Below are 17,855 nucleotides of genomic sequence, written 5' to 3' on the forward strand. Positions count from 1 at the left end.
AGCCGAGAGAGACCCCTCACCCGTCCGCGATGCTCTGCATCGCGTCCACCCTCTCCCACAAGGGGAGAGGGGAAGCGAAGCATCCTAAAACGCCGCCGCCAGTTCCTGAGCGCCGGGCTTTGCGCTGTTCACATCCATCCGCTCGTCGGTGATCGCAAGCAGCTTTGCCACCGTGTTATTGCGGCTGGCGACCGGGTTGCGCTCGTAGCCGCCGCGCTGGAAGAAGTTCGAGGTCGGGACCTTTTCCCGCATCGCCTGCGGCATCGTCACCATGTCGAGCCCGGTGCCGTCGCCGGTCAGGTTCATCATCTCGAGTTCGGCCGCGGTCAGCGGCTTGGTGTAGCCCTTGGCGCGCGCAAAATGCACCGAGGTCAGCAGCTTGTGGGTCTGCAAATGCGGGCCGACGTCGATGTCGAGCACCATGGCATGCAGCGCCCAACCCTGCGGCGTATCGGCGAGCCGTTCGTGGTCCGACCAGGTATCCGGCACCGTGCGCGAGAAGGCGTACATCTTTTTGAGGACCGCGATCTTGTGCTCCAGCGCCTTGCGCGGCGCGCCCGAAAGCGTCGCCGCCTTCGCGGTCAGCGCCTTGATGATCTCGTGGCCCTGCTCGGCGATCAGCTCGACGCTGTTGGTGGTCAGGAGCTGATTGTAGCCGATCGCGGTCGAGATCGGACGCGTGCCCGGGCCACGATAACCCGACTGCATGTCGTAATTGCCGTTGCCGCCGGTCTCGAACGAGTAGACCCGCACCGCCTGCTCGCGCGTCAGCCCGGCGGCTGCGGCTACGCGCGCATACGCACGCTTGAACTCGGCTTCGGTCGCCGGCTTCTGCGGCGTGAACTGAAAATGCTCGACCGCTGCCTGGATGAGATCGGGAACCATCGGGAGCGCCTTGCGCGGCGGCCGCTCGGGCGCCGACGGATCGGCCGGCTTTTTGGGCCCGGTATAAACCGGCGGCTGTGTCAGCACGTAGTCGTCGAGCGTGATCTGCTGTCCGGCGCGCCGCTTGGCATTGCGGCCACGCCGCTTCTCGGCGATCGAATTCCAGTAAGCCATGACTGGCGCGATCGCTTCCTCGTATTCCTGCAGCTTGCGGCGGTATTCCGCCATCGCCTCCGGCGTGGCCTGCGCCATCGCGTCCGCCACCGACGGCGGCAGCGAGGATGCATCCATGGCAAAGCAAGCGCCCGCAGGAACGGCGAGCGCAAGACCGATCAGAAAAACCCGAATCAATGGCCGACGCATGAACCCGTTGTAGCAAGCGTCGCCCTTAAGTCAGCCCCGAAACATTGCGGCGGTGTGCCGCCTTTACTCCTGCTCGGCGCCGCTGGCCTTGACGAGCCCGGCCCATTTCTTCTCGTCCCTGTCGATTAAAACGGCGTAATCTTCGGGCGTGCCCGGCGTGATGTCGGTGCCGTCATTGCCAAGCTGCTTCTTTACTTCGTCGGAGGCAAGCGCATCGCGCAGCGCCTTGTTGAGCTTGTCGATGATCGGCTTTGGCGTGCCGGCCGGCGCGACCAGGCCGTAATAAAGCGAGGCATCGAAGCCGGCGAGACCGGACTCGGCGATGGTCGGCACGTCAGGCATCAGCCCCGAGCGCGAAGAACTCGTCACCGCCAGCGCACGCAGCTTGCCGCCGGTGACCTGGGCGTGCGAGGCCGGCACCGGCGCGAATGCCATCGGGATGTGGCCGCCGAGCAGATCGGTCAGCGCGGGACCGGTGCCCTTGTAGGGGATGTGCACCAGCTTGATGCCGGCGGCGCTGGCAAAATATTCGCCGGTGATGTGGCTCGCGGTGCCCGCGCCCGCCGAGCCGAAATTGACCTTGCCGGGATTGGCCTTGGCATAGGCGATCAGCTCCGCGACGGTCTTTGCCGGAAACGACGGATGGACCACCAAAGAATTCGGCGCATTGCCGATCATGCCGATCGGCGCAAAATCCTTGCGCGGATCGTAGCCGGGATTCTTGTAGAGCGAAGGCCCGATCGCGAGCGTGCCGGTGTAGCCGAGCAGCAAGGTGTAGCCGTCCGGCTCGCTCTTCGCCACGGCCTTGGTGCCGACCGTGCCGCCGGCGCCGGGGCGATTGTCGACCACAAGCTTTTCACCCAGCAATTCGCCCATCTTGTCAGCAACGCCGCGCCCGACAACCGATGTGCTGCCGCCCGGAGCGAATGGGATCACCAGCGTGATCGGCCGGCTCGGGTAGTTTTGCGCGTGGGCGAAGCTCGCGGTGAGGACAAGCGCGGCGGCAGCGCAAAGCAACTGTTTCAATGTGGGCATGATGGGCAGGCTCCCGAACTATTCTTGTTATTAGGCGCATCGTCGCTGAAATGAAAAATATCCGCAACCCGGCTTTCGGTTAAGTCGTCATTGCGAGCGAAGCGAAGCAATCCATCTCGCCAATAGGGAAGAATGGATTGCTTCGTCGCTGCGCTCCTCGCAATGACGGCTGAGACCGGCGCGCCGTCTTATTTCCACGCAAACACCGGCTGCTCCAGCTCGGCGACGCGGGTGTCACGCCCTGCCAGCATCTCGCGAAACTGATAGATCAACGCTGCCGTCGGCGCATGGATGTGCTGGCCGGCCAAGCGAAAGCGGATCACACGCCGCGCGCTCTCGGGGATGGTCGTGAAGCTGAAGGCATCTTCCGCCTCGACGTGATCGAGCGCGATGCGGTGCACGGAAGCAACCTCGTCGGGGTTCGGCACAACAGGCGCGCGCGATGAAAGCCACACCACGACCGGCGTGATCAGATAGCCGGAACGGGTGGGATAGTCGTCGAGCATTCCGAGCACGTCGCAGGCCTCGGCGCGAAGTCCGAGCTCTTCATGCAGCTCGCGCAGCGCGGCCTCGGCTTGCGTTTCGCCGGCATCGCAGCGGCCGCCCGGCAGGGCCCATTGCGCGCGATGGGCACGCAGGCTCGCGGCGCGCCGGGTCAGCAGGAACGCGGTGCCCTCGCCTGCCTCGTCCTCGGTGAGTGCGATGGCGACCGCGGCGCGCTTGAGCACCGGCATCGGCTCGCGCGGATCCTCGCGCACAAATGCGTTGCAGAGCTCTGCGATATTCCGCCGGGTGGTATCGTCGAATGCGCGGGCCATGCCGCTTGACTACAACAGGTCGGCGTTCGATGAAATGCGCCTGACAACATGACCTTATGCAAGGACCGGAATGGACGCGATGCCCGACAAGGCCGCCACAAAGCTCAGGAATGACGGCTGGAGCATCGTCGAAACCACCGGTTTTCTGCATCTGATCGGGCCGCTGTGGCAACGGCTCGTCGACGGCGAATATGAATACGCGCTTGCTACCGAGGATAAGCATCACAACCGCCGGGGTCTCGTGCAGGGCGGCGTGCTGATGACCTTTGCCGACCGGACCTGCGGCATGACCGCCCGCTATGTGTCGGGCAAGCCGACGCTTGCGACCGTGCAGCTCGATACGCATTTCGTCGAGGCCGGCAAGATCGGCGAGGTGCTGATTTCGAAGCCGCGCGTGGTACGCTCGACGCGAAGCCTGATCTTCATCACCACGGAAGTGACGGTGGAAAAGCGCGTCATTGCCATGGCGAACGGCGTGTTCAAGATTTTGAAGAGCGAGACGTGATGCATCGGCCGTCATTGCGAGGAGCGTAGCGACGAAGCAATCCATACTTTCTTTGGCGCACGATGGATTGCTTCGCTTCGCTCGCAATGACGGGCAAACCTGGAGGACCCTATGCAATACCGCAACCTCGGCCGCAGTGGACTAAAGATTTCACCGATCTGCCTCGGCACCATGATGTTCGGCGGGCCGACGGATGAAGCGACGTCGTCGCGCATCGTGGCGAAGGCGCGCGAGGCCGGGATCAATTTCATCGACTCGGCCGACGCCTATAATGGCGGCAAGTCCGAGCAGGTGGTCGGCCGCGCGATTTCGAACAACCGGCAGAACTGGATCCTCGCCACAAAGCTTGCCAACCAGATCGGCGACGATCCCAACCATGGCGGGCTGTCGCGGCGCTGGGTGTTGCAGGCGGCGGAAGACAGCCTGAAGCGGCTCGGCACCGACTACATCGACATCTATTACCTGCACAAGGAAGACCATTCGACGCCGCTGGAGGAGACCGTGCGGGCGATGGGCGACCTGATCCGGCAGGGCAAGGTGCGCTATTTCGGCGTCTCGAACTACCGCGCCTGGCGCGTCGCCGAGATCTGCAACATCTGCGACAACAACGGCATCGACCGCCCGGTGGTCAGCCAGCCCTATTACAACGCGATGAACCGCATGCCCGAAGTCGAGCATTTTCCCGCCTGCAATTATTACGGCCTCGGCATCGTGCCCTACAGCCCGCTCGCGCGCGGCGTGCTCACCGGCAAGTACAAACCGGACGCAGCCCCCGACAAGGACACCCGCGCCGGCCGCGCCGACAAGCGCATGATGCAGACCGAGTGGCGGCCGGAGTCTTTGAGGCTTGCGCAGGAGATCAAGCAGCACGCCGAGGCGCGCGGCATCACCGCCGGCCAGTTCGCGGTGTCCTGGGTGCTCAATTCGTCCTTTGTCAGCGCGGTGATCGCGGGCCCCCGCACCGAGCAGCAATGGGACGACTACATGAGGGCGCTCGACTATCGCTTCACCGCGGAGGACGAAGCCCTGATCGACCGTCTCGTCGTCAGCGGCCATCCCTCCACGCCCGGCTTCAACGACCCGGCCTATCCGATCGAAGGCCGGCGGGCGCGGACGGGGTGAATTCAACCCGCCAGGGGTGAGAGCCTGGCGAGCTTCTCGAGCTGGGCAACCAGCGATCCCTCCATCCAGCCAAGGTCGTTGTCGCTGACGCCGGCCTTCTTCCGGCGCTCGCGCTCCTCGGTTACGATCCTCGACTGCAAGGCGGCCGCTTCGTCCTTGCGGCCGAGCCCAAGCAGCGCCTCGACCTTGGTAGCGCCGATCCAGAAAATCTCCTCGCCGACGGGAGCCGGGGTCGCCTCCAGCCGTTGATCGCAAATGGCCAGGACTTCGCGGCGTCGCCGGCGCGCGAGCACGCGATCCGTCAACGCCTCCTCGCCTGAGGTCTCGGCTGCGCGGACATCGAGGATGAAGGCGTAGTTGATGCCGGTATAGTAGTCCTTCCTGATGTAGTAGCCCCGCGCATAGGCCATCACCGATTCATCGAGATCGGCAGGCGTCTTCAATTCCTCCCACAGCCGTTTGTGGATCGCGCCCCATATACCGACCGTCTCCGCATCGCTTGAGGTCTGTGGCGCGAGCTCGCCGAGGATGATCTTGGCCTGTATCAGCGCGACCTTCCTGTCCGGCTGCTCGTGCTTGTACGTCGCCAGCGCCAGTTGCTGAAGGATGTAGGGATCGGTGGGCTGCATCGTCTTCAGGCGACCCAGCAGGTTCAGCGGCTCCTTCCAGTCGGCCGGCTTCCTTGCCTTGTCCCTGGCGGCACGAAACGCCTCCAGCAGATGGGCAAAACTGTTTGAATCGGTCGGTTCGGCAGAAGGTGCAGGCGGAGGCGCCGCAGCGATCGCGGCCGGGCTTGCCGCGGGAAGGCTGGCCGGCTTCAGCGTCGGAATGAAAAGATAGACCGGGCTGTCCGGCTCGGGGCTGCCCATCAGCGCGGTGATCTTGTCCACGAGAACACCGCGGACGCGCATCACCTCATCGAAGCCGATTTCCTTGCCCAGATGCTCGTATTTCAGGATGCTGAGATGATTGAGATCGAACGGAAAGCTGAAGCTGTTTTCCGCCATCACGATCGTGCGATGCGGCCGCAGCGCATGACGGACGCCAAGTTCATAGACGGCGTTGACATTCGCAGTGGAAAGATCGGCGATCACGAGGTCCGCGCTCAGCAGATTGTCGTACATCGGCTTGTCGATGACGGTGGAATGGATGATCTCGTCCGCGCGCACGCAATCGTGGCCCGCCTGGATAACGGCCGGCTTGATGATGTTGGCGTAGGTCTTGTTCAGATTCAGAACGCGCTGCGGATTCGACTGGAAATCGGTCTTTTCGCCAAAACCCATAATGACAAAGCAAGTTCCCATGCGCGTTCCCCCTCGCAAGGCCTTGAGTCACGGTGCAGACAATCAGGGGTTGCTGATAGCACGATGACGGTATTGCGGCCAGATCGCGCGCTGCGCGGCGGACACTTTTAATGCCGGCTCGACCGATAGTAGGATCGGATGCAGCGGACGGCTGCGAGGCATCCATGGTTCATCAGGATCGTTACGGACTTGGCTTATCAACGGTTTCGGCTGAGGCCGCCGACGCCTATCGCGAAGGCGTCGATCTGCTGCTGGCGGGATGGCCGGGCGGGGCGGAGGCCTTTGAGCGGGCGGTTGCGGCCGATCCGGATTTTGCGCTCGCCCACATCGCGCGCGGGCGCATCCATACCTTCTATCAGCAGGGCGAGGCCGCGCGGAAAAAGGCGGCGCTGGCGCGCCAGCTCGTCGCGAAGAACGGCAGCGAGCGCGAGCGCACGCATGTCGAGACGCTCGCGCTCGCCATCGAAGGCCAGATTCCGGCGGCGCTCGCTTGCGCGCTGGGACATCTGGAAGCGCATCCGCGCGATGCGATGGTGATGTCGCTGCCGATGGGCGCATTCGGGCTATTCGCCTTTTCCGGCATGGCCGACCACGACCAGGCCCGTGTCGATCTGTGCGGGCGCCACGCGCACGCTTACGGCGACGACTGGTGGTTCCTCACCATGCACGGCTGGGCGCTGACCGAGAACGGCGACGTCAAGCGCGGCCGCCCCATGACGCAGCGCGGTTTCGACCAGCGCCGGGCCAATGCGCACGCGGCGCACGCGCTGCTGCATGCGATGTTCGAGGACGGCTCGGTCGCCGATGCCGACGCGCTGGTGACCGGGTGGATCCCGAGCTATGACCGCTCCGGCATCTTGCATGGCCATATCCTCTGGCATCAGGCGCTCGGCGCGCTCGAGCATGGCGATGCGGCCCGCGCGCTCGCGATCTACGCCGACGTGCTGACGCCTTCCGCGACCAAGGCGCCGCCGCTGAACGCGGTGACCGACGGCGCTTCGCTGCTGTGGCGACTTTCGGCCTATGGGCATGCGGTGCCGGACAATCTCTGGGCCGAGGCGGATGCCTTCGCGCAAGCCGCGTTTCCGAAATCGAGCATCCCGTTCGCCGACGTGCACATGGCGCTGTTTGCTGCCGCGACGCGCAACCAGGCGGCGCTGGAAGAGCGGCTCGCCGTGGTCGAAAAGCGCCTCGCGGACGGCAAGCTGCCGGCCGGACCGGTGGTGCCGCGCATCTTCCGCGCGATGACGGCGTTTGCGGAAGGGCGCCATGACGCCTGCGTCGGCGCGCTCGAGCCGGTGCTCGGCGAGGTCGTTCGCATCGGCGGCAGCCATGCGCAGCGCGAGCTGATCGAGGACACCTTTATCGTCGCGCTGATGAAGAGCGGCGATCTTGCCCGGGCCCGCGCGATGCTGGACGCCCGCCTGCACCGTCGGCCTTCGGCCCGGGACACGCGCTGGCTGGCGTCTGCCGCAACGCACACGTCGGCCTGACCGCCAGGACAGCCTTTCGATTTTTTTTCGGTGCGCGCGGAATAAATCGCGCTCGCGGTGATTGATGTCTCAACCATCACAGCTGCGTCGAACGGTCGCATTAGAGCGAAGTCTAGTTGCCAAAGCCCCGTACAAGCCTTTGTGTTGCCGCCAATAATTAAAGGCCGCTCAATCGGGTTGGCCGCATCACGGGAGAGGAAAACCAATGACCAAGACAACCAAGGACAAACGGGCAACGCGCCGCGCCTTTTTGAAGACGGCAGCGGTGGGTGCCGCCGCGGGAGTTGCCGCACCGGCCGCACTCGCCCAGACCGGCCCGATCAACATGCGCTGGCAGAGCACCTGGCCGTCGAAGGACATCTTCCACGAATTCGCGCTCGACTACGCCAAGAAGGTCAACGACATGACCGGCGGCGACCTCAAGATCGAGGTGTTGCCCGCGGGCGCCGTGGTGCCGGCGTTCGGCCTGCTCGATGCGGTGTCGAAGGGCGTGCTCGACGGCGGCCACGGCGTGCTGGTCTATCACTACGGCAAGCAGACCGCGCTCGCGCTGTGGGGCTCGGGCCCGGGCTTTGCCATGGACGCCAACATGCTGATGGCCTGGCACAAATACGGCGGCGGCAAGGAGCTGCTGGCCAAGCTCTATAGCTCGATCGGCGCCAATGTCGTGTCGTTCCCCTACGGGCCGATGCCGACCCAGCCGCTCGGCTGGTTCAAGAAGCCGGTTGCGAAGGTCGACGATCTCAAGGGCCTGAAATTCCGCACCGTCGGCATCTCGATCGACGTGTTCACGGCGATGGGCGCGGCGGTCAACGCGCTGCCCGGCGGTGAAATCGTGGCGGCCATGGACCGCGGCCTGCTCGATGCGGCCGAATTCAACAACGCCACCTCGGACCGCGTGCTCGGCTTCCCGGACGTCTCCAAGGTCTGCATGCTGCAAAGCTATCACCAGAACGCCGAGCAGTTCGAGATCATGTTCAACAAGGACAAGTTCAACGCGCTGCCGGACAAGCTGAAGGCGATCATCGCCGGCGCGGTGGACGCGGCTTCGGCGGAAATGTCCTGGAAGGCGATCGATCGCTATTCCAAGGACTATACGGAGATGCAGAGCAAGGACAACGTCAAGTTCTACAAGACGCCCGACGCGATACTGAAGCGGCAGCTCGAGGTCTATGACGAGGTGGTGAAGAAGAAGGCGGCGGAAAACCCGCTGTTCAAGGAAATCCTGCAATCGCAGCTCGACTTCGCCAAGCGCGCGACGCAGTGGGAGCAGGATACGGTGGTCGGTCGCCGCATGGCCTACGACCATTACTTCGGCGCGAACGGCGCGGCCAAGAAGCTCTGACGCCTAAATAAAAACGGGCAAGGCACCGTCCGAGGACTATTCGGGCGGTGCCTTGTGTTATAGGGGGCAGATAAAGTCTCCGGGGACCGGATTTATTCTTCCGAACCACATCACATGAACGTCCAGAGTTTACTGCACACCATCGACGGCATCTCGACCTGGGTCGGCAAGGCCGCCGCGTGGCTGATGATGGCGCTGATGACCGTCGTCTGCGTCGAAGTGTTCAAGCGCTACATCATGAACATGCCGACGTCGTGGATCTTCGACTTCAGCAACATGCTGTACGGCACGCTGTTCATGATGTGCGGCGCCTACGCGCTCGCACAGAACGCGCATGTCCGCGGCGACTTCCTGTATTCGTCGATGCGCCCGCGCACGCAGGCCGCGCTCGACCTCATCCTCTATTTCGTGTTCTTCATTCCGGGCATCGCGGCGCTGATCTATGCCGGCTACGATTTCGCCGGGGACTCCTGGCGCATCAACGAGCACTCCAACGTCACAGCGGACGGACCGCCGGTCTATCATTTCAAGACCATCATCCCGATCGCGGGCGCGATGATCATGCTCCAGGGGATCGGCGAGATCATCCGCTGCATCGTCTGCCTGAAGACCGGCGAATGGCCGAGCCGGCTGCACGACGTCGCCGAGATCGACGTGATCGAGGAGCAGCTCGCGCACAGCGAATATGTCGATGAAGAATCGCGCAAGATGGCGATCGAGGGCGCGGCGCGCATCGATGAAATGGCCCGGCAGCGCGGCATGGGCGGGGATGTGAACACATGAGCGATCCGGCACTCGGCCTCCTGATGCTGGCGCTTATCGTCGTCGTCATCATGATGGGCTTTGCCACGGCCTTCACCCTGATGGGCCTTGGCATGTTCTTCGGCTTCATCGCCTTCTACGACCCGTCGCACCACTGGACGCAGAACAAGGTGTTCGACCTGATGGTCCAGCGCACCTATGGCGCGATGACCAACGACGTCCTGATCTCGATCCCGCTGTTCGTGCTGATGGGATATGTGATGGAGCGCGGCGCGTTGGTCGACAAGATGTTCTATTCGATCCAGCTTGCGTTCCGCCGCCTGCCCGCCTCGCTCGCGGTCGCAACCCTGATCGTCTGCACGTTCTGGGGCATCGCCTCGGGCCTGGTCGGCGCGGTGGTGGTTCTGATGGGCGTGATCGCCTTCAATCCGATGCTGCGCGCCGGCTATGACACGCGGCTTGCTTCCGGCGTCATCACCGCCGGCGGCACGCTCGGCATCCTGATCCCGCCCTCGGTGATGATCATCGTCTACGCCGCGGTCGCGGGCCAGTCGGTGGTCAAGCTCTACGCGGCGGCGATGTTACCCGGCTTCTTCCTCGCCTTCCTCTATCTCGTCTATGTCGTCGGCTGGGCGATGATCAATCCGAAGGTTGCACCGCCGCTGCCGGAGGAGCAGACACGCGTCCCCGTGCCGGCCTGGATCCGGCAATTCGAGGCGCAGTATTCGCCGAACATGTTCGTCGGGCTACTGAAGGCAGTGTTCTCGCCCGGCACGGCGAGCAAGTTCGAGGTAGACGGCAAGCCGATGCGCTATCGCGCGATCTTGCAAAACTTCGTCATTTCGCTGGTGCCTTTCCTGCTCTCGGCGATCACGCTCGGCACGATCTGGTGGTACGTCGTGATCCACCAGCAGGCCGGCGCGGCGGAAGCGGTCGAAGGCCTGCAACAGCTCGGCAGCGCGGCTGCAACGCCCGAACCAAGCGAAGCCAAGGGTCCGTCCACCAATTTCTATATCGGGTTCGCCGTCACCGCCCTGCTCCTGCTGGCCTGGAGCCTGCGCTCCTATCTGCGGATGAACGGCGAGCAGTTCGAGATCCTGCGGCTGCTGACGTCCTCGGTGATGCCGCTCGGCATCCTCACCGTGGTGGTGCTCGCAGTCATCCTGTTCGGCATCACGACCGCGACCGAATCCGCCGCGGTCGGCGCGGCCGGCGCCTTCATACTTGCCTTCCATGCCCGCACGCTCGACTGGAAGCGCACCAAGGAAGCCGTGTTCCTCACCGCAAAGACCACCGCGATGGTGTGCTGGCTGTTCGTGGGATCGGCGTTGTTCTCGGCGGTGTTCGCCATCCTCGGCGGTCAGGCGCTGCTGGAGAGCTGGGTGCTCTCGATGAACCTGACGCCGCTACAGTTCATGATCCTGTCGCAGGCAATCATCTTCGTCCTCGGCTGGCCGCTGGAATGGACTGAGATCATCATCATCTTCGTGCCGATCTTCCTGCCGATGCTCAAGCATTTCGGCATCGATCCGATTCTGTGGGGCACGCTGGTGTTCGTGAATTTGCAGGCCGCCTTCCTGTCGCCACCGGTGGCGATGTCGGCGTTCTACCTCAAAGGCGTCGCACCCAAGCATGTCACGCTCAACCAGATCTTCGCGGGCATGATGCCCTACATGCTGATCGTGATCCTCTGCATGGTGATCATGTATGTGTGGCCCGGCATGACGCTGTGGCTGCCGAATTACCTCTATGGCGGCTAGCGGGTACTACCCGCCCGCCGGCTGCGGCGCGCTCAGGTCTTCCGGCTCCTGGGCCGCCTCCAGGCGGCTCATCGTCTCGATGTCCGTTTCGGGGGCGCGCATCGCAGGGGCGATCGCGATTTCCCTGGCGATCCGCGTGTAGTCCGACCACATCAGGTACAGCATCAGCGGCGGCTTTTGCCGCTCGGCCAACATCTGGGCGCACCGCTGCACGGCGCCTTCGGTCTCCCACCATTGCTGGGCGAGACGGACCACCTTGCGAAAGCTGGTGAGGGTGCGCGCGACCTTCTCGCGCGGCACACCGGCGAGCGAGGCACAGTGATTGAGCCAGTTGAAGCCGGCGATGACCGCGGTGCCGACATCTTCGGCCGCAACGCCGGAGAAATCGATCACGGTGTTTTCGTGCGGCTGCTGGCGCAGGAAGGCCGAGACCATCTCGCCCTGGCGCGAAGGCGCGATGAGCAATTCGCTGTCGCGCCCGGGCACCGACACCAGATAGCGAAAGGCCTCGATCCTTGTATGCTCCCAGACCGGGCGGACGCCGCCGTGCGCATCGTCAGGGGTTCGCTTGCACGCGGGATAGACCAGTTCGTGCCGATCGATGCTGTCGAGGTATTTTGGGACGGTCTGGTCGAGCCTGCGCAGAACGGCGGATGGATCGAACATATCGCCGGTGGCCGTATCGAGCTGCGCGCCCTCGGCCGCCTTCCCCTTCTCCGCCCCCCAACCGAACAAGGCCATTCGACCTCCCCCGCCATCGGTGAAGGCAGACTAGACCGAGCTTGAAGCGAAGGGCAACGTCAGGATCGCCGCGCGCCGACCGCATCCAGGATCAGCCGCAGACCGAGCAGGCCCATCAACGTGCCCGCCAGCCGGTCCGCCCAGGGCTTTGCGCGCAGGTAGAGTTTTCGCGGATAAGGCGCCGAAAGGCTCAAGGCGACGATCGCATACCACCCGGCCTCGACCGCAAAGACCAGCGGCGGCAGTGCGATCAGGAGCGAGGCGGGCGGCGAGGCCGGAAGCATCGCCGCGAAGACGCTGGCATAAAATACCGCGGTCTTGGGATTGCTGAGCTGGGTCAGTAATCCGAACACGACCGAGCGCAGCAGCGTGCCGTCCTGCGCGGAAGCGGCATCGACCGACGGCAGCGGCTCGGTCGCTCCCTGCCAGATACGAATGCCGAGCCAAATCAGATAGAGGCCGCCGGCAAGCTTCAGGATCGAGTCAAGCCATGCGATCTGGCTGAGCAAGGCGGCAAGCCCGAGCAGCGCGAGGCCAGCGAACACGGTTCCGCCAAGGCCCATGCCGACCGCGGCAGCAAGACCATGAGCCCGGGACTGCGCGACCGAGATGCGCGACACCAGCAGGAAGCTGGGACCTGGACTGACAACGCCGACCAGGAGCGTTGCGATGATGGCGAGCAGAACTGCCGGTGTCGACATGCGGCTTCCTTTTCACATGGCCAGGCGAACATGATGGCCCCGGCATTGAAATGCAACGGACCGGCGAGAGTTGCACCCAGCCGCCGCAAATTCATGTGCGCCGGGTGCATTTTTGGTGCACGCTTATGCAGTGAAAAGGCCTGCCCATCCTGCGGCGGGGAGGAGGCTTCGGCGAGTTCACCCACATTGCCTCACGCGAATTGCGCAAGGCCGTGGCCGACCGACCAGTTCTCCTTCGCGGACTCCAGAATGTTCACGAAAACATCCTCCGGCCGGATGCCGGGGTTTTGGCCGAGCAGTTCTGCGGTCCGCCGGAACAGCGCCTTCTTCTGTTCGGCGGTGCGGGTGTTGAACACGGTGATCTGGATGTAAACGACATCCTCACTCCGATTGACGCCATAACCCGCGCCATAGCGGAAGTTCGCCGCGTCGTGCTCCGTGATGGTCATGAACTGGTCGTCCTCGGGCACGTTCAGCGCATCGCGCATGGCGCGGTAAAGGCTGTCAAAGATCGCCTGCCGGTAGGCGTTTGGCTTGCCCGCGCGCATCGAGACGTGAATGAGCGGCATCGCAAAATCCCTTCTGAAACGATCGCGCCTGCGCGCGCCCGGCCGGCGTCTGCCCCACCTCATTGACGAAATGGACCACCGGCCTTAGTTTTTGACACGATGTCCAGAAATCATGCCCATGTTCTTGACGCGATGTCAAATACTTTTCCGCTCGCATTGAAGGGCCGAGTCGCACCTGATCCCTGCGTAGGAGGAGAAACATGAGGCCGCGCGAGTTTGAACACGACGAAGTTCTGCGCATCGCCTTCGAGCAATTCTGGCGCAAGGGCGTGCGCGGCACGTCGCTGTCAGACATCGCGCGCGATGCCGGCGTCCAGCGCGGCAGTCTCTACAACGCGTTCGGCAGCAAAGAAGCGCTGTTCCTGACCGCCTATGAGCGCTACGCGAGCGAGTATCTCACCTCTGTTCAGACGGCGCTCGCCTCCGGCACGTTGCGCGCGCGCCTCACGGCCTTCTTCGATCTGGTCATCACAAACTTCCGCGCCGGCTCCCCGCCCCGCGGCTGCCCGACCACGCGTGGACTGATGGAACTGGCGCTGGGCGAAGGCGAAGGTCTGGATGACGACGCGCGAAAGGCTTTCGCGGATCTGGTGGCGCGGATCACCGCGCTGCTTCAGGAGGCATTGGCAGAAGGCGCGAAGCGAGGCGAGTTCACCGGAGACCCGGAAGCCGCAGCATTGCACATTGCCACCGTCACGCGCGGCCTGGCCGTGCTCGAACGCGCCTTTGGCGATGAGGCCCAGCTTCGGAAGATCGCCGCCCACGCGGTCGATCTCGTGCTCGGCAAGGACGAACGCCGGAGCGGTCATACGGCTGGGGTCGGGTAACTTCCGCTCCAGACGCCGATGCAAGCCTACGAGTGCCCCATCACCATTTCTCGATCCACGGCCGCAGCACCACTTCGAACGCCCATGTCGACCGATGCTGGCGGTGCAATTGAAGATAGGTCACGGCGATATGGTCGGGGTCGGCCATGTTGTCGTCGACTGTTGTTCCCGCCCGCCGGTGCGCGCGGATACCATCCTCCTGCGTCCAGCCGATCGCAGCGTCGATCGGCTCGTTCGCCACATGGATGCCCTGCGGCATCAGCTCGCGGGCCATGCTCTGCGCAAGTCCGGACTTCGCATGACAGGCCATGGCGAAGGCGCCGCTCGACGGGAAGCCCTTGAGCGCAGCGCTGGCGTTGGTGAAGATGATCGTTCCTCTCGCACCGTTGGCGCTGGGTTCGTTTCCAAGCATCAGCCGCGCGGCCTGCTGACCGACCAGAAATGCGCTGAACGCCGCGTTTCGGATGGTTTCGAACACCATGCCCGGCTCCGCTTCGACGATGGTCTTGCGGAAAATGCCGGCAACCCGGCCATCGATATTATGCACGACAAGGCGCGGCGTCCCGATGTCGCGAACGACGTTATCGAACAACTGCGCGACGAGAACGGGATCGCTGGCATCGCAGGCATACCGGCGCACGCCATGCATCTTCTCAAGGGATTCGAGCACCGCCTTGTCGGGATTCCTGGCTGCCACAGCCACGCGCATGCCGCTTTCCGCAAACAGCCTGGCGCAACTCGCACTGATGCCAGGACCGCCACCGACGATAAGTGCAACGTCTTCGACTAAAGGCTTTTTGCCGCGCTCGCCGGATTGAGTCATGCGCCTTGCCCTGATGATGACCGTGACTATTGTGTTAGATGATGATCGTCATTATAAGAAGTCAAGACCCACCGCCACGAAGACGCCGAACGGTTGATCGCGCAGATGCGACCGGATGCGGCCACCTTGACTTCAATGCCGAGGCCTCCGTTCCGGAAAACCTGAGGAGACCGCAATGGCCGAACCGGTGTGTGTCATAAGCGGCGTTGGTCCCGGAACGGGAACGGCGCTCGTGCGCCGTTTCGCTGCGGGCGGCTATCGCATTGCCATGCTGGCACGAAACGCCGGGCGGCTGAGCGATCTCGCGAAACAAGTGCCCTCGGCGAAGGCCTATGTCTGTGACGTGGCGGATCAGTCCCAGGTCGATGCGGCGATGGATCTGGTGGAGCGCGAGATGGGCGCCCCGAACGCCTTGATCCATAATGCCGTGGGCGGCGGCTGGGGAACGTTCATGGAAATCGACCCGGCCATGCTCAACCGCAACTTCCAGGTCAACACCATGGGCCTGCTCTATCTCGCACGCCGTGTGGCGCCGGCGATGGTCGGCGCCGGGCAAGGCGCTATCATCGTCACGGGTAACACATCGGCGCAGCGCGGCCGTGCGAACTTCGCCGGCTTCGCCCCGACAAAGGCCGCGCAGCGCATCCTCGCGGAGGCGATGGCGCGCGATCTCGGACCGAAGGGCGTGCATGTCGCCTATATCGTCATTGATGCCGTGATCGACGTGCCGTGGGCACGGGAGCGATTCAAGCAAAAGCCCGACGACTTCTTCATCACGCCTGCCGCCATCGCCGACGAAGCATGGCACGTCGCCAGCCAGCCCCGTTCGGCATGGTCATTCAATGTCGAGATCAGGCCATACGCCGAGACGTGGTAGCGCGGGCGTCAACAGCAGCAGCGCGCTGTGAATGTGCGCTGAGCGGCATCAACCACCGACGAGACGGCCATCCTCGGATGGCGTCGTTCAAAACTTCGCCTCCGCCGTGGCCGGTATTCGAATGGCGGCCGTGGACTGCGGTTTGGACAAGTGCCGCTTCAGCCGGGAAATCTTTTGCTCGGACCAGTCGCGGACATCAGTCACCTCTATCCATGCATCAATGTAGTGCGCCGGGGCGTAGACATGGCCGTGGCCGATCGGTGCTTCCAGCGCCATGAACATGTCCAGCGCCAGTTGAAGGAAGGTGACGACGGGATACCACCGCAATTGCGGCGACACATCCGGGCCGCGCGGGGGCAGCATCCAGTCCGGTTCACGGTAGAAGCTGCGATGGTCGAAAAAGGTCACCGGATCGCTTGCATATTGCAGGTAGACGATCCGGATCGGTCCCCATGCGGCATTCAGAACCGGGGCGGCAGCGTCACCGTGCTGATTCATGAACCGTACAAAAGATCCGTCCCGGAAGCGGGGGAGCCAGGCGGGCGATCCGGGAGTCCGGTTGTCGGTGAGAAAGCGCCAGAGCCTGCTCGAGTGAGGCGGCCCGCTCCAGAGCACGCCGGCGAATGGGTCGCCAAGCACTTCGATCAGGTCCGTCGACATTTCGGAGTATTTCGCGCCAAGGCTGAGGCCGTGCAAATAGAGTTTCGGCCGGCCGGCTCTGGGAAGAGTGGTCCAGTATGCGTAGATCTCCTTGAAGAGGGCCCGCGCGGCGTCCGCGCCGTAGTCCGCTCCCACCAGCAGGTACAGCCAACTCCCGAGATAGGAATACTGTAGCGCCACGCTCGCGACGTTGCCGTGGTGCAGATATTCGAGGCTATTCAGTGCTGCCGGGTCGACCCACCCGGTGCCGGTTGGTGTGATCACGACAAGCACGGGGCGTTCGAACCCTCCGGTCCGCTTCAATTCTTCCAGCGCGAGCCTGGCGCGCGCTTCCACCGTGTCTTCGGATCGCAGCCCGACATAGACGCGAACAGGCTCGAACGACGCCTGGCCCGAAAACGCGCCGATATCCTCGCGGGTCGGTCCCGAGGAGATGAACTCCCGCCCCGCCCGGCCGAGCTCTTGCCAAGCCAGCAGGGAAGCGCCGCTGCCGGTCTTCAGAGGATCCGAAGGCGGCGGCGTCTCCGGTTCGATCAGCTCGTCCAATTGCTGGTAGGACGCGTCCGCGATGCGCAGCACGACCCGAAAGAGGACGCCATCGATGATCGACCAGAACAGCGCAACCGCCGCGACGACGCCGACGACGTTGGACACCCGCCTTGGCAGAAACCGGCTAACTCTCATCCCCACGAAGCGCAGCGTCAGCTCGAACAGCCGCGCGAGCGCCACCGCGATGGCGAAAATCGCCAATGCGATCATCGTGACCCGAAGCGGGTATGCCGTGTCCACGGCCTCGAGTTGCATCAGTTCCCGGATCGAATTCTGCCATGGCGCCGCCGACCATAAGGAAACGACCGCGACGAGCGCGCAGCCCGCCGCGGCAGCAAGCCTGGCGACGTGCAGTATGCGGCCACTGGGCTGCGGCAGCTCCATATAGGTCCAGATCCACTGGCCGAAGACGCCGATGCCGTATCCGGCCGCGATCGCACATCCCGAGACCACGCCTTGCGTGAGATAGGTCCGCGGCAACAGCGTTGGTGTCAGGGAGGCGGCATAAAACAGCGCCCCAAGCAAAAGGCCGCCGATCGAGAATGAACGCCACAGCTCTTTGCGCATATGTCCGCACCCGGATGAGCGGCCTGGTCCGGCCAGCTTATCGTGCTGCTCGACCGGCGGAACCGGGAGCGACCGGGCACGAGATCATGACTGTCATCGGCCCAAACGTCAAAAAGGAGTCACGCGCTCCGCCCGCGCCGCGCGATCGA

Annotated in this window: 17 protein-coding genes; 8 read left to right on the top strand and 9 right to left on the bottom strand. The window is 63.8% G+C overall.

Features of this window, described 5'->3' with window-relative positions:
- Positions 1 to 84: 84 nt before the first annotated feature.
- The 3 genes from JQ628_RS08800 to JQ628_RS08810 all read right to left on the bottom strand — a co-directional run bounded on the left by JQ628_RS08800 (position 85) and on the right by JQ628_RS08810 (position 3,101).
- A complete protein-coding gene (locus JQ628_RS08800) occupies positions 85 to 1,248 on the bottom strand; it encodes a hypothetical protein (protein ID WP_212221929.1) in 1,164 nt (387 codons plus the stop codon).
- A gap of 63 nt (positions 1,249 to 1,311) precedes the next feature.
- Positions 1,312 to 2,283: a Bug family tripartite tricarboxylate transporter substrate binding protein gene (locus JQ628_RS08805; protein WP_212221930.1), complete on the bottom strand. Its 972-nt coding sequence runs from the start codon at positions 2,281 to 2,283 to the stop codon at positions 1,312 to 1,314.
- Between the two features lie 188 nt (positions 2,284 to 2,471).
- Entirely contained in the window at positions 2,472 to 3,101 is a 630-nt protein-coding gene (locus JQ628_RS08810) for an NUDIX hydrolase (RefSeq protein ID WP_212221931.1), read from the bottom strand.
- 79 nt (positions 3,102 to 3,180) lie between these two features.
- On the opposite strand from JQ628_RS08810, the gene JQ628_RS08815 reads away from it, so the two are divergent.
- Together JQ628_RS08815 and JQ628_RS08820 are read left to right on the top strand one after the other, a co-directional pair.
- A complete protein-coding gene (locus tag JQ628_RS08815) occupies positions 3,181 to 3,606 on the top strand; it encodes a PaaI family thioesterase (RefSeq protein WP_212221932.1) in 426 nt (141 codons plus the stop codon).
- Positions 3,607 to 3,717: 111 nt separating this feature from the next.
- Positions 3,718 to 4,728: an aldo/keto reductase gene (locus tag JQ628_RS08820; protein ID WP_212221934.1), complete on the top strand. Its 1,011-nt coding sequence runs from the start codon at positions 3,718 to 3,720 to the stop codon at positions 4,726 to 4,728.
- A gap of 2 nt (positions 4,729 to 4,730) precedes the next feature.
- Here the strand turns inward: JQ628_RS08820 and JQ628_RS08825 are convergent, their stop codons facing one another.
- Positions 4,731 to 6,032 (bottom strand): tetratricopeptide repeat-containing protein, encoded by a 1,302-nt coding sequence (locus JQ628_RS08825; RefSeq protein WP_212221935.1) that lies wholly within the window; start codon positions 6,030 to 6,032, stop codon positions 4,731 to 4,733.
- Between the two features lie 164 nt (positions 6,033 to 6,196).
- On the opposite strand from JQ628_RS08825, the gene JQ628_RS08830 reads away from it, so the two are divergent.
- The 4 genes from JQ628_RS08830 to JQ628_RS08845 all read left to right on the top strand — a co-directional run bounded on the left by JQ628_RS08830 (position 6,197) and on the right by JQ628_RS08845 (position 11,392).
- Entirely contained in the window at positions 6,197 to 7,525 is a 1,329-nt protein-coding gene (locus tag JQ628_RS08830) for a tetratricopeptide repeat protein (protein WP_212221937.1), read from the top strand.
- A 205-nt stretch (positions 7,526 to 7,730) separates the two neighbouring features.
- Entirely contained in the window at positions 7,731 to 8,870 is a 1,140-nt protein-coding gene (locus JQ628_RS08835; protein ID WP_212221939.1) for a TRAP transporter substrate-binding protein, read from the top strand.
- 114 nt (positions 8,871 to 8,984) lie between these two features.
- Entirely contained in the window at positions 8,985 to 9,653 is a 669-nt protein-coding gene (locus JQ628_RS08840) for a TRAP transporter small permease subunit (protein WP_212221941.1), read from the top strand.
- Entirely contained in the window at positions 9,650 to 11,392 is a 1,743-nt protein-coding gene (locus JQ628_RS08845; RefSeq protein ID WP_212221943.1) for a TRAP transporter large permease, read from the top strand. The genes JQ628_RS08840 and JQ628_RS08845 overlap by 4 nt, the downstream gene beginning before the upstream one ends.
- A gap of 6 nt (positions 11,393 to 11,398) precedes the next feature.
- On the opposite strand, the gene JQ628_RS08850 is transcribed toward JQ628_RS08845, so the two are convergent.
- The 3 genes from JQ628_RS08850 to JQ628_RS08860 all read right to left on the bottom strand — a co-directional run bounded on the left by JQ628_RS08850 (position 11,399) and on the right by JQ628_RS08860 (position 13,403).
- A complete protein-coding gene (locus tag JQ628_RS08850) occupies positions 11,399 to 12,133 on the bottom strand; it encodes a hypothetical protein (RefSeq protein ID WP_212221945.1) in 735 nt (244 codons plus the stop codon).
- Between the two features lie 59 nt (positions 12,134 to 12,192).
- Positions 12,193 to 12,834: a LysE family translocator gene (locus JQ628_RS08855; protein WP_212221946.1), complete on the bottom strand. Its 642-nt coding sequence runs from the start codon at positions 12,832 to 12,834 to the stop codon at positions 12,193 to 12,195.
- Between the two features lie 191 nt (positions 12,835 to 13,025).
- Complete coding sequence (locus JQ628_RS08860) at positions 13,026 to 13,403, bottom strand: tautomerase family protein (protein ID WP_212221948.1); 378 nt, start codon at positions 13,401 to 13,403, stop codon at positions 13,026 to 13,028.
- A gap of 200 nt (positions 13,404 to 13,603) precedes the next feature.
- Here JQ628_RS08860 and JQ628_RS08865 point away from each other — a divergent pair, with 200 nt between their 5' ends.
- Positions 13,604 to 14,230: a TetR/AcrR family transcriptional regulator gene (locus tag JQ628_RS08865; protein ID WP_212221950.1), complete on the top strand. Its 627-nt coding sequence runs from the start codon at positions 13,604 to 13,606 to the stop codon at positions 14,228 to 14,230.
- Positions 14,231 to 14,270: 40 nt separating this feature from the next.
- Here the strand turns inward: JQ628_RS08865 and JQ628_RS08870 are convergent, their stop codons facing one another.
- Positions 14,271 to 15,053: an SDR family oxidoreductase gene (locus JQ628_RS08870; protein ID WP_212221952.1), complete on the bottom strand. Its 783-nt coding sequence runs from the start codon at positions 15,051 to 15,053 to the stop codon at positions 14,271 to 14,273.
- 175 nt (positions 15,054 to 15,228) lie between these two features.
- Between JQ628_RS08870 and JQ628_RS08875 the strand changes: the two genes are divergently transcribed.
- Positions 15,229 to 15,930 (top strand): SDR family NAD(P)-dependent oxidoreductase, encoded by a 702-nt coding sequence (locus JQ628_RS08875; protein ID WP_212221954.1) that lies wholly within the window; start codon positions 15,229 to 15,231, stop codon positions 15,928 to 15,930.
- Positions 15,931 to 16,017: 87 nt separating this feature from the next.
- Here the strand turns inward: JQ628_RS08875 and JQ628_RS08880 are convergent, their stop codons facing one another.
- Positions 16,018 to 17,706, bottom strand: coding sequence for an alpha/beta hydrolase (locus JQ628_RS08880; RefSeq protein WP_212221956.1), 1,689 nt, complete (start codon positions 17,704 to 17,706; stop codon positions 16,018 to 16,020).
- Positions 17,707 to 17,855: the final 149 nt, after the last annotated feature.

This window comes from Bradyrhizobium lablabi (genome assembly GCF_018129385.1).
GTDB classification, from domain to species: domain Bacteria; phylum Pseudomonadota; class Alphaproteobacteria; order Rhizobiales; family Xanthobacteraceae; genus Bradyrhizobium; species Bradyrhizobium lablabi_C.

Excerpts from the sequence above, each read along its gene's own strand:
- JQ628_RS08800 (WP_212221929.1), bottom strand. The coding sequence starts at position 1,248 with ATGCGTCGGCCATTGATTCGGGTTTTTCTGATCGGTCTTGCGCTCGCC.
- JQ628_RS08805 (WP_212221930.1), bottom strand. The coding sequence starts at position 2,283 with ATGCCCACATTGAAACAGTTGCTTTGCGCTGCCGCCGCGCTTGTCCTC.
- JQ628_RS08810 (WP_212221931.1), bottom strand. The coding sequence starts at position 3,101 with ATGGCCCGCGCATTCGACGATACCACCCGGCGGAATATCGCAGAGCTC.
- JQ628_RS08815 (WP_212221932.1), top strand. The coding sequence starts at position 3,181 with ATGCCCGACAAGGCCGCCACAAAGCTCAGGAATGACGGCTGGAGCATC.
- JQ628_RS08820 (WP_212221934.1), top strand. The coding sequence starts at position 3,718 with ATGCAATACCGCAACCTCGGCCGCAGTGGACTAAAGATTTCACCGATC.
- JQ628_RS08825 (WP_212221935.1), bottom strand. The coding sequence starts at position 6,032 with ATGGGAACTTGCTTTGTCATTATGGGTTTTGGCGAAAAGACCGATTTC.
- JQ628_RS08830 (WP_212221937.1), top strand. The coding sequence starts at position 6,197 with ATGGTTCATCAGGATCGTTACGGACTTGGCTTATCAACGGTTTCGGCT.
- JQ628_RS08835 (WP_212221939.1), top strand. The coding sequence starts at position 7,731 with ATGACCAAGACAACCAAGGACAAACGGGCAACGCGCCGCGCCTTTTTG.
- JQ628_RS08840 (WP_212221941.1), top strand. The coding sequence starts at position 8,985 with ATGAACGTCCAGAGTTTACTGCACACCATCGACGGCATCTCGACCTGG.
- JQ628_RS08845 (WP_212221943.1), top strand. The coding sequence starts at position 9,650 with ATGAGCGATCCGGCACTCGGCCTCCTGATGCTGGCGCTTATCGTCGTC.
- JQ628_RS08850 (WP_212221945.1), bottom strand. The coding sequence starts at position 12,133 with ATGGCCTTGTTCGGTTGGGGGGCGGAGAAGGGGAAGGCGGCCGAGGGC.
- JQ628_RS08855 (WP_212221946.1), bottom strand. The coding sequence starts at position 12,834 with ATGTCGACACCGGCAGTTCTGCTCGCCATCATCGCAACGCTCCTGGTC.
- JQ628_RS08860 (WP_212221948.1), bottom strand. The coding sequence starts at position 13,403 with ATGCCGCTCATTCACGTCTCGATGCGCGCGGGCAAGCCAAACGCCTAC.
- JQ628_RS08865 (WP_212221950.1), top strand. The coding sequence starts at position 13,604 with ATGAGGCCGCGCGAGTTTGAACACGACGAAGTTCTGCGCATCGCCTTC.
- JQ628_RS08870 (WP_212221952.1), bottom strand. The coding sequence starts at position 15,053 with ATGACTCAATCCGGCGAGCGCGGCAAAAAGCCTTTAGTCGAAGACGTT.
- JQ628_RS08875 (WP_212221954.1), top strand. The coding sequence starts at position 15,229 with ATGGCCGAACCGGTGTGTGTCATAAGCGGCGTTGGTCCCGGAACGGGA.
- JQ628_RS08880 (WP_212221956.1), bottom strand. The coding sequence starts at position 17,706 with ATGCGCAAAGAGCTGTGGCGTTCATTCTCGATCGGCGGCCTTTTGCTT.